We start from the raw sequence: 12849 nt of genomic DNA on the forward strand, positions 1-12849 counted from the left end.
CGCGATTCATAAACAATATTTACACACAGTTTTGTTTGTTTTGAGGTCAGGGATTGATACTCCTCCTACCAAAAGTGAATCTTCTAAAGCTTGAATTCTTGAGACCATAACAATGCGAGGGTGCAGACAGCGTCCCGTGGTTTTTTTGCATACGTACAGGTTGTATTAGAGGTAACTTGTGTCCACAACAAATAACAAAGAGGAAGTCAGTCTTAACGCGTTTAAGCAACCTCGTTCATTCTATCTCATCTTTTCTATCGAACTCTGGGAACGTTTTGGTTACTACGGTCTTCAGGGGATCCTCCCAATTTATCTCAGCCAAGTGCTTGGCATGTCGGAAGCGGAATCTATCACGCTGTTCGCGGCATTCTCTGCACTGGTTTATGGCTTCGTTGCCATCGGTGGTTGGTTAGGGGATAAAGTTTTAGGGACTAAGCGCGCGATTGTCCTTGGGACGGTAGTGTTGATTGTCGGTTATGCCTTCGTTGCCTACTCTGGGCATGATGTGTCGATGGTTTACCTCGGTCTAGCTACCATCGCGGTAGGTAACGGTCTGTTTAAAGCGAACCCATCATCATTATTATCTACCTGTTATGACAAAAATGACCCACGTTTGGACGGTGCATTCACCATGTACTATATGTCCGTTAACATTGGTTCATTCTTCTCAATGCTGGCAACGCCATGGTTAGCCAAACATTACGGTTGGGATGTCGCATTCTCCCTCAGCGTAGTGGGTCTGATCATCACCTTAATTAACTTCTACATGTGCAAAAAATGGGTCGCAGACCACGGTTCAAAACCGGACTTTGCACCTGTTGTTATCTCCAAATTACTGATGACTATCGTCGGTGTGGTTGCACTGATTGCGATTTCAAACTGGTTACTGCACAACTTAGGTATTGCACGTGCGGCACTGGCGGTGATTTCTCTGGGTATTTTAGTTATCTTTATCAAAGAGATGATGGCACTTAAAGGTATTGCTCGTCGCCGTATGGTGGTCGCATTGATCCTGATGCTCGAAGCAATTGTTTTCTTCGTACTGTATAGCCAAATGCCAACCTCACTGAACTTCTTCGCACTGCATAACGTAGAGCACGAAGTTTTCGGTTTTGCGATTGAGCCTGCTCAGTATCAAGCCTTAAACCCATTATGGATCATGATTGGTAGCCCAATTTTGGCGGCAATCTATAACAAAATGGGCGATAACTTACCGATGCCACATAAATTCGCTATCGGGATGTTACTGTGTTCAGCGGCGTTCTTAGTACTGCCATTAGGGGCAAAATTTGCGAACGAAGCGGGTATTGTTTCTGTTCAATGGTTGGTTATCTGCTACGGTTTCCAAAGTATCGGTGAGCTGATGATTTCAGGTTTGGGTCTGGCGATGGTGGCACAGTTAGTTCCACAACGTCTGATGGGCTTTATCATGGGCGCATGGTTCTTAACTAACTCTGCAGCGGCATTTATCGCGGGTTATGTTGCTTCTATGGCAGCAGCGCCTCAAGGTGAGATCACCAGCAAAGTTGAATCACTGGCTGTCTACAGTGATGTCTTTATGAAGATTGGTCTGGTAACGGGTGCAATTGCTATTGTGATGGTATTTACCGCGCCGTTATTAAACCGTATGACGCAAGAACAGCATTAATTTGTTCTGTCAGTGATAAAATTGAAAAGGGCGATAAAAATATCGCCCTTTTTTAATGCATGATTATTCAAAGCATCCGCTATTTAAAATAGCGATTACTAATTAACTTCATGGAGCGGTTATTGCCGTTGACTAAAATGGTGCTCGCGCTGCGGCTATGCAGATCATTCGAGATACCATTCATCAGTACTGTTGGGGTGATAGCAGTTGCCGAGAAAATTACATCGGACGTATTCACCATCATATCCAACGTTAAAATTTCCCCAATTTCGATGCCCATCTGTTGGCAACGAATGGCTTCTTGCGCCGCTAACAGTTTATTTTGTTCGGTGTCTTCTTTGGCTTTGTTACGTGGAACAAGGCGTGCTTGCATGTCGCCACCTAATGCGCGGGCAATAGCTGCACTAATAATGCCTTCTGGTGCACCGCCGATACCATACATCATATCAATAGGGTGCTCAGGTAAGATTGTCAGTAGTGATGCCAGAACATCGCCATCTGGGATTGTGATGACATTGGCGCCAAAGTTACGGATGGTTTTAATAATGTGCTGGTGGCGAGGTTTATCGAGAATGGCAATGTTGAGCATGGAAATGGGTTTATCCAATGCCGCAGAGAGAAACTCGAGGTTCTTCTCTAATGGGTTTTTTAGGTGAACGGCATCCTTTGCTGCTGCGCCAACGACCATTTTTTCCATATACATATCGGGGGCTTGCAGTAATGTTCCTGTTGGGGCTGCCGCCAAAACGGCAATCGCATTATGCTCATTACATGCCACCATACGGGTGCCATCAATGGGATCGACCGCGATATCTAAATGATGTTCGCTAGATTGTTTGCCGACTTGCTCGCCAATATACAGCATTGGCGCTTCGTCAATTTCCCCTTCGCCAATTACGATTTTTCCATGAAAATCAATTTCATTGAGTCGATTTCGCATGGCTTCAACCGCCGCGTTATCTGCGGCATTTTTATCTTGTTTCCCTACCCATTCAAACGCGGCAATGGCGGCAACTTCCGTCACTGACGCGATAGCAGACGCGAGTTCATCGCTAATTTTCATTTTGGTGTGATCCCTAGGACTAAAAAATTATCGCGCCTATGATACGTTTTTTGTGATCAACTTGGTAATTTTTTGGCGAATAAAACGGCGTTTTATTGAGTTCGGAGAGGGTAATTAAGCAGATGGAAGGGCGGAGCAAACTCCGCCAATTGATATTCAAAGACGCATTACAGCATTTCGACGATGGTGATCCCGCCAATAATTGAAATCAATGCCGCAATGGTACTGAGTAATACGGTTCCGGCAGAGGTTTCAGTATAGGCTTTATTACTGATAGCTAACGCTGGTACAGCTGTTGCCGTCGGTAACACACCGATAATAAATGCCGCTTTTAATAAATCACTTTGTAATCCTAATGCGAGGCCGGTTCCAAGAATAAGCGCCGCCTGTACAAAGTTTTTCACAAAAACGTTAAAGATAATTTCTTTATTGATTGTGAGTTTAATACCTGACAGCAATAAGCCGAGGAAGAAGAGAGCCACACCACCTGCCGTTTTCCCGAGTTCATTGACTGAGTTTTGTAGAATTTCAGGTAATTTTACGCCACAAATTGCCAGAATTGCCCCTAAAACAGGCAGGAAAACTAATGGCTGAATAACGGCTTTACCGACAGATTTCAGAATACCGTTGCCATTTGCTGATCCACTGATCATCAATAAGGTAAATGGAATTATGATGACGGTATAAATTAAGTTACCGAGAACCATGGCAATTAAGCCGGATGAACCGACAGTTGCCAGTAAAACCGGTGGTCCACAGTACGCCATATCCGGGAATGAAACAGACAATGCTTGCATCGCAGCATCGGTTTTATTGTGGCGGAAAAATACTTTACCGACTACAAAACCAATGACATAGGATGCAATTAACCCGACTGCGAGCGCTATCAAGTAATCAACATTCAGTAAAACTGAAGGTGGGGCTTGAACGGCAGCAAGGAATAATGCGAATGGTAAGGCGATTTTGACAACAAAGTCAGCAAACGCTTGCGAATATTCCCGTTTCACGAAGCCATATTTACCCGATAACCACCCTACGGCAAGACCGAGTACGATGGGGCTTAGGGCTTCAAGTATTATATGTAATAACATAGGTATTCCTTTGCGTTATTTAGGACAATACATATTTTTTAAATATATCGATAAAAGACGGTCGTTATTTGTTAAATAACTTATTGGTGATTTTGTCTATAAATTAATAACATAATCACACGAAAAAACACCTATTATCTGCATATTTTCTCTAATAAATAGAAAGTATCAAAAATGGATTATTGAAATTAATAAGTTATTAATAAAGTAATAGGGGATTCAGTAGCGAGAAAAAAATCATTTGAAAATGTGCTCTTAGAGACTAAAAAATATTAAAAATGTACTATCATTTTATGATAGTTAAATAATAAGATGATATAATAGATTAATCCGTGAATACTCTTAAAAAGAGTTATTTTGTAACAGTTTGTTACCCACTGTTGGCAATTTAGTTATTCGTCTCTAAACTAGGATGATTATTGAATAATGTCGATTGATACTGTGTATTCTAAGATCCTGTTAACTAATCTTGGGTTACTGGCATTGGATTAAAGAAGGAAACCTATTTGTGGATACATGGATACTCCTCGGGCTCATTTTAATTGCGTTTGTGATAATTGCCCCTGTACTGGCTATCATTGCGATTAATCGTACTGGTCGAATGCAATATCAAATTAACCAGTTAAACCAAAAGGTTGCCTCGCTAGAAGCAGAAATGACTCGTGATAATGGTCATCAGTCTACACATGCTATTAATGAAGAAAATCCAGTATCCCATCAAGTTGATATCCAACATAATGAGAATCAAGTGGATGCACTTAAAATTGCAGCCCAAGATCCTCTACCCCAAGCACCTCAAATTATGCCGCAACCGATGGCAGTTTCCAGCGACAAACAAGCTAATGCAGTTAACCCGATAGCAATTAATCCAAACCGTTTTGATAAACCAAAGCCAAGCCAGCCTGCATCATCTCAGAATAAAGCAGAAGATAAATCCATTTTTGCACATTTCTTCACGTGGTTAGTGACAGGTAATCCACTAGCGAAGATAGGAATTTTATTATTATTTTTAGGTGTTGCTTACTTACTGAATTACAGCGTACAAAATGAGATTATTTCACCTGAACTAAGGCTCGTCTTCAGTGCTGCAGGTTGTTTAGTTTTATTGGGTATAGGTTGGTGGTTACGCACGAAAAAAGCATTATTTGGCCTGATATTACAAGGTGGCGCTATCGGTTGCTTATACATTACCGTTTTTGCCGCTTTCAAGTTATACACCATGATCCCTTATGGGTTCGCATTTGTGGCGATGCTAATCATCTGTTGTGCAAGTATCGGGTTGGCATTATTACAGCGTACGATTAGCTTAGCAATTTTAGCGTCTTTAGGTGGTTATTTAGCGCCAATATTACTGTCCACTGGGGGCGGTAGCCATATCGTTTTATTCTCCTATTACTTAATGTTGTCGATAGGTATTTTAGTTATTAGCTTCTGGCAAGCATGGCGTCCGTTAAATTTAGTTGGCATGTTTATGACCTATGGCGTGGCAATATTATGGGGAATGGACAATTATCATTATGATTATTATCTATCATGCCAGCTATTTATTATTGCTAACTTGATTGTATTCAACGTATTAACTCAGCTATTCGCCTTACGTTTCGAACATAATAAACAGCTCGTTGTCGATAATACGCTATTATTTTTCCCACCATTAATGAGCATTACCTTGCAATTTGCTATTTCGGATGGCATCGGATTATTGCCAGCATTTATTTCTCTACTTATTGGCTTACTGTATCTCATTGCCAGCTTACAGCTTCATAAACGCTTTAATGCCGCTGGCAAGAATATGGCTCTAGGCAATATCATTATTGGGGCTAGCTTCGTCACATTGGCGGTACCACTCGCCTTATCATTTGAATGGACAACGATTGTTTGGTCATTGCAAGGCTTTGCTATGTTGTGGTTTGCCCTCAATCAAGGGCATAAAAAATTAGCGTTGGTCTCGTCATTGCTCATTGCTGTTAGTGCTTTAATAATATTAAGCGATTATCCATATTATTATTGGAACGATAATGTTATTTACATGCTACCAAGCTTGATAGCCGCTTGCTTCTTTGCGGGCGGGTTATTTCATGTGCACCAGAAAGAGGCGAGCTATTTTACCGCGCTTAGTTATGCTTTTTTGATCCTCGGGTTATTAGTCTGGTTAGCCTGGGTGCCTGAATTTACTGGTATGCTGTCATGGAACAGCGAAACGGAAAGCTTAATTATTTTGGCGGTAGTGCTGATCTCCGCGTGGTGCTGGCGTCTTGGCGGTCAAAAAATCAATTGGATACCATTAGTTTTATGCCAGTTCTCATTATGGGCAGTGGCTTATTACTATTTAACATTAGATTTTATTTATGCAGAAAATCCGATGGGGCGTGGTGAGGGTTCGCTGATTTGGCCTGTGATCTTGGGCAGTTCAGTTCTGTATGTGATGCACGCTTATCGTACCCAAAACCTGTATATTCGACGTGGAATGCACGTTGCCAATCTATGGTTAATTATTGGGTTTGGTGCGACGCAAGTTAACTGGTTTGTGGCTAACCTTCCGTGGGGAATGCACGAACTGGGTTACTTCATTTACATTATGTCGATAACCTTAGTGGTATTAATCCTTTACTGGTTACAACATAACAAATTTGTACCAATGCGCCGTAAAGGCTTGCTGTATTGGTATAGTTTATTACCACTTATGGCTGTAATGGTGGTGCTTTCATGTTGGTCAAACTTTGAAGATGGCAAACTCACGTTTTGGAGTTACGTTCCATTAGTTAACCCGTTAGATGAAGCAGGGCTGTTTAGCATTGCAGCACTGTTATTGATGCGTAAAGGTTTTATCGCGAAGCTAAGAAAAATAACGCCTATTGAAATTGGGGTAGTGAAAGGTCTGATGATGGTGATCATTGGATTAGCTATCTTCTGGTATAACGGCATCATTCTTCGTGCGACGGCTGATTTTGCGAATATTCCTTGGAATGAGAATATTTTATTTGATTCGCGTCTCGTTCAAACGGTTCTTTCCATTAGCTGGGCAATAGCCGCGCTATTTTGCATGGTGATTGCAGCTGTGAAGAAAAGTCGAACATGGTGGTTTGGTGGTGCAGCGATTTTCGCTTGTGTGATTGCAAAACTATTTCTTATTGATGTGTATGGGCAGGATGGCATTTCCCGTGCGGTCTCCTTTATTGCCGTGGCGGTGTTGATCTTGGTTGTGGGGTATTTCTCCCCATTACCACCAAAGCATAAAACGGACATTGAGGTACAGGATAAATAGTGATGAACTGCATGAAAATAGCCGTGAAAAAGATAACAACATTATGTGCATGGGGCGCTCTCTTTTCCTTAATATGCTTATTATCATTTGGAAGCTATGCTAGCGATTCTAAAGCCAATGACTCTAAAGCTAATGATTCTAAGCAAGCAAGTCCTTACGATTTTTATCAAGGAAAAGAACTGACCACACCGGATAGGAACAGTCCGTTCTATTGGTTAGAGCTGCCCGCAGCTGCTTATATGGGATCTGCGTATCCAGATACTCTGCAAGATATTCGTGTTTTTAATGGCACAGGAAATGAAATTCCAACAGCGTTATTTTTTGATACTAATAAATCTATTGCAACGACCAATGTTAAATTTAATTTTCAACGTTTAGTCACTCGTGCAGATAATGTGAATCCTAACGACGATGATCAATTTGATAGCCAATATATTCTGGTCGAAGCTGAGCCAGGAAAAACAACCCGTATTGAATTGCCGAATTTACAACGAAAAGATAAAACCAACTATCAAGCCTATTTACTGACGCGTGATCAATTCAAGGACAACGGTGTTTTATCGACTTTAAATTTAGGTTGGGATCAGAACAATCAGGACTGGCAAGCCAAAGTTTTTGTTTATTACAGTACGGATAAGAAAAATTGGGTAAATATTGCATCGAATCAGCCTGTGATGAGCCTGAGATTAGACTCTGGCGTTGTGGCGAGTAATACGATTGAATTATTAAAAGGGGAAAGTACTGGGCCTATTGCACCATACCTAATGTTAGTGACGGTCAGCGCTCAAGAACATGAAATTCCACTTCTTAAATCTGTGACGGGATTGCAGTATGTGATGAACTCTTTCCATCGTCAGGAATCTTTTCTCTTTGAAGTGACAAACGATGGAATCACTCGAGAACAAGTGATTTATCGCTTGCCAACGCCGCAGCCATTGAATGAAATCAGCATTAAACTACAACAATCAAATCGCGTAGTACCGCTGAAAGTAGAATATATTTCCAATAGTGATGAGGAATGGAAATTGTTGGCGAATGTGATGGTTTTCAACCAAATCAATGATGGTGATAAAGCGAGCAATCCGAATTTAATGATCCACGATAAGCAAATTAAGGGACTCAGAATAACTGCATTAAAAGGTAGCTGGGATGAACTGCCACCTACGATTTATGGGTTGCGTGATGCGGTAAATCTAATTGTGAATATACAAGGTGCTTCGCCTTATTTGCTTGTGTGGGGAAATAAACAAGCCACCTTAGATAATGTTAACTACACTCAACTTATTGGTAAAAATGAAAGCGTTGAAAACGTGATGGATGATTTCCCTGAAATCACAACGACAGGTAAAATATTGGAATTAGGTGGTTTGGAAAAAAGAACCCAAGATAAGCCAGTGGAAGAAGGTTTACATTGGATGACTATCGCACTATGGATGTTACTTGTTGTCGGTATTTTCGCGCTGCTTTATTTCTGTTGGTATCTTTTCAAAGAGGTTGGGTCATCAAATAAATCCAATCCAGACGATCTTTAATTAAAAAGGGAACCTAAGGTTCCCTTTTTTGAATCTAACAGCATCAATAGAGGACAGGATCATGCCTAAAGGACTGTGTTTATGTGGGTCAGTCAAACTGACTATCAATCAGCCTATCGATACCGTTCATGTTTGCCACTGTGGCATGTGCCTAAAATGGAATGGTGGTCCTGGAATGACCATCGGCTATGAAGGCGAACCTGAAATTGAAGGTAGAGAGTTTATTACTCGTTTCGCTTCATCGGAATGGGCCGAAAGGGCTTTCTGTAAGCAGTGTGGTACGCATCTATTTTATCATTTGCATTCACCGTCAACGTATTACCTCTCAGCCCCACTATTTGAAGAAAGCAAAAGTGCTAAAATGGGAACACAGATTTATATTGATTGTAAGCCGGATTATTATAATTTTGTTGAAAAGACGCCAATGCTAACTGAGCAAGATATATTAAACCTGTTTACCAACAAATCCTAAACTCCAATCTTATAGCAGGTATTATTGCCTGCTATTTATCTTAAGGTAATCTAAACATTCATTTGTAATGTCAGCGTCAGAAATTTCAATTATAATTAAGCCATTCTATTTTGTTTTTTTACATAATGTTGAAAGGTTATGCTTAATCTAAGGTAAATAGAAAAGGATAAATTATCTATTTTAAACGTAGAGAGAGTAACCTGAGGGATGATGAATGAATAATATGAAAGGAATGCGCCATGCTAGTAATATCGCTTGGGTATTACAATGGGTTCTTAACGCAGGTTTAATTGTGCTTGCTGCGGTGTTAGTTTTCTTTTTAGCAAAAGAAACATTTACGATGGCATCATTAATGTTTGGAGGTAACCAAGAGGCTAAAGCGTATGAACTTTTAGAAGGAATTGTCATTTACTTTCTATACTTTGAGTTTATTGCTTTGATTATAAAGTACTTTATGTCAGGTTATCATTTCCCATTACGCTATTTTATCTATATTGGTATCACGGCAATTATCCGCCTAATTATCGTCGACCATAGTGATCCGATGACTACGTTGCTGCATGCTGGCGCTATCTTAGTTTTAGTTGTTGCACTTTATATTGCTAATACAGAAAAACTTAAACGAGAATAATCTTTAGATTAATTTATCAATCACGCTAAAGGGAATAATAATCATTTCTTTTAGCGTGAGCTTAAATAAATAAAAAAATGACTTAAACAATATAAAACGAGATTAAACATAAGATAAAATAAAATTTCAGGCAATTGGGTTTGGAATAAAACTAATAATATAAGCATTATTAACTAGAAGGATTACTTGATTTTTATTCTGTTAAAATAAAGTAAGAAAGTGTTTTACTTTTCTAAATGGGTTATTTACTGTGATAAAGTTTCTATTCTAATAACATAAGTAACTTGCAACTATGACAACTAAAACACTACCCCAGAAAAAGGGTTTTTTAAATCGCGTTGAGCGCATCGGTAACGTTATGCCAGATGTGACAATGCTATTTGTTTACGCCCTAGTAATATGTTGGTTTTTATCCTATCTACTCTCATTTGTAGATTTCAGTTATCACCATCCTATTTCTAAAGAAAAAATTTCCGTTATTAATATGTTTCAGTATGAAGAAATCATATTATTTGTGACATCAGCGGTTAAAAATTTTATTAATTTCCCTCCTCTCGGAATAACAATTGTTGCAACCTTAGGTATTGGGATTGCAGAAAGCAGCGGCTTTATTAATACCGCGCTGAAAAAAATGCTTTCTTTTATTTCACCTAAAATGTTGACTCCAACAGTTGTTTTCGTCGGGATTGTCTCTCACGTTGCTTCTGATTCAGCCTACGTTATTTTGATGCCAGTCGCAGCAATGATGTTCTATGCCAGTGGTCGCCATCCTTTAGCGGGAATTGCAGCGGCATTCGCTGGTTTAGCCGGGGGATTCACGGCAAGTTATACGCCATCGATTATTGACCCGATTATGCAGAGCTTTACGCAAGATGCCGCGCAAATGTTAGCGCCAGGCTACAGTGTAAATGTACTGTGTAACTATTTCTTTAGCTTGGGCGGAACCTTCGGCGTTATTTTTACTTGCTGGTTTATCACCGAAAAGATCGTAGAGCCGTGGTTAAATAAAAACGCTCCAATCACCAAATCTGACGTTGATACTGATGCTGAGCAAGATTTAGGTAAAATCACACCGCAAGAGCACCGCGCATTCCGTGTTGCGGGATTAATGGTGATCGCATTAGGTGTGGGGTTATTTGCGCTGTTATGGCCTGAAAATTCACCACTAAGAGGCCCAGATGGCAGCTTAACCAGCCCGAAAGCACCAATTATGCAGATTGTTGTACCATTATTGTTCATCTTCTTTGCATTGCCAGGCATAGTGTATGGCTATATGACTAAATCTTTCACCTCGACCAAAGATGTGGTTAAGGCGATGGAAAATATTACCAAGTCACTGATCCCATTTATTGTGTTTGCTTTCTTTGCAGCGCAATTCCTGTATTCGTTCCAACATTCTAACTTAGGTACATTATTAGCCTTATCGGGGGCGGAATTACTGCGAACTTTAGATATGCCATCTGGGATGACGGTATTCGGGGTGATTTTATTAACTGCCGTGTTAAATATCATGATCACGTCAGCGACCTCAAAATGGGCGATTATGGCACCAGTTTTAGTACCAATGTTAATGGCAGTCGGAATTTCGCCAGAATTAACCCAAGCAGCCTTCCGTGTGAGTGATTCTGCGATGAACGTGAGTACGCCAATGTTTCCGTTCTATCCGCTGATTTTAATGTATTGCCAGAAATATTATAAAAATGCAGGTATCGGAACTTTATGTTCTATGATGATCCCATTCACTATCGGTTTATTAATTACCTTAACAGCGACACTGTATCTGTTCTGGGCATTTGATATTCCAATTGGTTTTGACAGTGGTTATACATGGCAGCCTGCGCAATAAGTAAAAGGTATGTGAAATGAAAGAATTAGGTAAGAAATTAGAAGAACGTTTTTATCGCTATGTGGCTATTGAAAGCCAAAGTGATGCGGCAAGTTCTGTTGTACCAAGCACAGAAGGCCAGCGTGAACTGGCAAATCTTCTGGCGAAAGAATTAGAGAGCTACGGCTTGAAAGATGTGTATGTTGATGAACATGCCATTTTATATGGAATGCGCCCAGGTAATAAACCCAATGCCCCTAAAATTGGTTTTGTGGCTCACTTAGATACTGTTGATGTCGGTTTATCTCCGGTGATCAAGCCGCAAACCTTGAAGTATGAAGGTGCGGATTTATGCCTGAATGTGCAGGAAGATGTGTGGTTTAAAACCGCGGAACACCCGGAAGCCGCCGCTTATGTGGGCGATGAAATTATTTTCAGTGACGGCACCAGTGTTCTGGGCGCGGATGATAAAGCGGCCATTACCGTTGTCATGGAGCTGATGGATAAACTGCAAAACGCAGATTTTGATTGCGGCGATATCTATGTGGCGTTTGTGCCAGATGAAGAAATTGGTCTTCGTGGCTCCAAAATCATGGATCTTTCTCGCTTCAAAGTGGATTTTGCTTACACCATCGATTGCTGTGCGCTCGGAGAGGTGGTTTTTGAAACCTTTAATGCGGCTTCTATTGAAGTGGAAATTAAAGGGATCACCGCTCATCCAATGTCAGCGAAAAACGTATTGTTAAACCCAATTCGTGTGGCACATGATTTTATTGGTTGTTTCGATCGTTTCGATACGCCGGAACACACTGAGCACCGTGAAGGTTACTTCTATATCACAGATTTAGCGGCAAACCCGAATGAAGCAAAAATCAAAATGGCGATCCGTGATTTTGACCGCCCAAGTTTTGAAGCTCGTAAGCGTTTCATTTCTGAAAGTATTGAACTGATTCGTACTCGTCATCCACGAGCGAAAGTGGAATTCAAAATAGATGATGTGTATAGCAATATCAGCGATTCAATCGGTGAAGATCGTACAGCGGTAGATATTATTCTCGAAGCGTTAAAAATTCATAATATCGAGCCAAATATCATTCCAATGCGTGGAGGCACTGACGGTTCAGCGCTGTCTGCTCGCGGAATTGTGACACCAAACTATTTTACGGGTGCGCATAACTTCCATTCTCGCTTTGAGTTTTTACCAATAACTTCATTCGAGAAGAGCTATTTAGTGTCTGAAACTATTTGCCGCCTTGTTGGGCAAAAGTAGTTCATACTGGATTTAGCTTTAGCTCGTTAAAAGTCAGAGTATTAAAACCGAT

General features: G+C 40.5%; 9 protein-coding genes. 7 read left to right on the forward strand and 2 right to left on the reverse strand.

Going from position 1 to position 12849, the window contains the following annotated elements; genetic code table 11:
• The first annotated feature begins 178 nt into the window (after positions 1 to 178).
• A complete protein-coding gene (dtpA, locus tag ACIH2S_RS07745) occupies positions 179 to 1648 on the forward strand; it encodes a dipeptide/tripeptide permease DtpA (RefSeq protein ID WP_108479045.1) in 1470 nt (489 codons plus the stop codon).
• A gap of 79 nt (positions 1649 to 1727) precedes the next feature.
• On the opposite strand, the gene glpX is transcribed toward dtpA, so the two are convergent.
• Together glpX and ACIH2S_RS07755 are read right to left on the reverse strand one after the other, a co-directional pair.
• On the reverse strand, positions 1728 to 2705 hold the full coding sequence (glpX, locus tag ACIH2S_RS07750; RefSeq protein ID WP_181478713.1) for a class II fructose-bisphosphatase: 978 nt from the start codon (positions 2703 to 2705) through the stop codon (positions 1728 to 1730).
• Positions 2706 to 2878: 173 nt separating this feature from the next.
• A complete protein-coding gene (locus ACIH2S_RS07755) occupies positions 2879 to 3802 on the reverse strand; it encodes an AEC family transporter (RefSeq protein ID WP_036951272.1) in 924 nt (307 codons plus the stop codon).
• 508 nt (positions 3803 to 4310) lie between these two features.
• Here ACIH2S_RS07755 and ACIH2S_RS07760 point away from each other — a divergent pair.
• The 6 genes from ACIH2S_RS07760 to pepT all read left to right on the forward strand — a co-directional run bounded on the left by ACIH2S_RS07760 (position 4311) and on the right by pepT (position 12797).
• Positions 4311 to 7067 (forward strand): DUF2339 domain-containing protein, encoded by a 2757-nt coding sequence (locus ACIH2S_RS07760; protein WP_108479042.1) that lies wholly within the window; start codon positions 4311 to 4313, stop codon positions 7065 to 7067.
• A 23-nt stretch (positions 7068 to 7090) separates the two neighbouring features.
• Positions 7091 to 8599: a DUF3999 family protein gene (locus ACIH2S_RS07765; protein WP_430248454.1), complete on the forward strand. Its 1509-nt coding sequence runs from the start codon at positions 7091 to 7093 to the stop codon at positions 8597 to 8599.
• A gap of 61 nt (positions 8600 to 8660) precedes the next feature.
• Positions 8661 to 9071, forward strand: a complete 411-nt coding sequence (locus tag ACIH2S_RS07770) for a GFA family protein (RefSeq protein ID WP_430248456.1) — start codon at positions 8661 to 8663, stop codon at positions 9069 to 9071.
• 223 nt (positions 9072 to 9294) lie between these two features.
• Complete coding sequence (psiE, locus tag ACIH2S_RS07775) at positions 9295 to 9702, forward strand: phosphate-starvation-inducible protein PsiE (protein WP_187129826.1); 408 nt, start codon at positions 9295 to 9297, stop codon at positions 9700 to 9702.
• A 292-nt stretch (positions 9703 to 9994) separates the two neighbouring features.
• Entirely contained in the window at positions 9995 to 11548 is a 1554-nt protein-coding gene (locus ACIH2S_RS07780) for an AbgT family transporter (protein ID WP_036951266.1), read from the forward strand.
• A 16-nt stretch (positions 11549 to 11564) separates the two neighbouring features.
• Positions 11565 to 12797, forward strand: coding sequence for a peptidase T (pepT, locus tag ACIH2S_RS07785; RefSeq protein WP_196712339.1), 1233 nt, complete (start codon positions 11565 to 11567; stop codon positions 12795 to 12797).
• Positions 12798 to 12849: the final 52 nt, after the last annotated feature.

The sequence above is a fragment of the Providencia lanzhouensis genome, assembly GCF_050469745.1.
Lineage (GTDB): Bacteria > Pseudomonadota > Gammaproteobacteria > Enterobacterales > Enterobacteriaceae > Providencia > Providencia lanzhouensis.

What these genes read in the sequence shown, in the direction of transcription:
- ACIH2S_RS07780 (WP_036951266.1), top strand. Translation starts at nt 9,995, where the DNA reads ATGACAACTAAAACACTACCCCAGAAAAAGGGTTTTTTAAATCGCGTT.
- ACIH2S_RS07755 (WP_036951272.1), bottom strand. Translation starts at nt 3,802, where the DNA reads ATGTTATTACATATAATACTTGAAGCCCTAAGCCCCATCGTACTCGGT.
- pepT (WP_196712339.1), top strand. Translation starts at nt 11,565, where the DNA reads ATGAAAGAATTAGGTAAGAAATTAGAAGAACGTTTTTATCGCTATGTG.
- psiE (WP_187129826.1), top strand. Translation starts at nt 9,295, where the DNA reads ATGAAAGGAATGCGCCATGCTAGTAATATCGCTTGGGTATTACAATGG.
- ACIH2S_RS07770 (WP_430248456.1), top strand. Translation starts at nt 8,661, where the DNA reads ATGCCTAAAGGACTGTGTTTATGTGGGTCAGTCAAACTGACTATCAAT.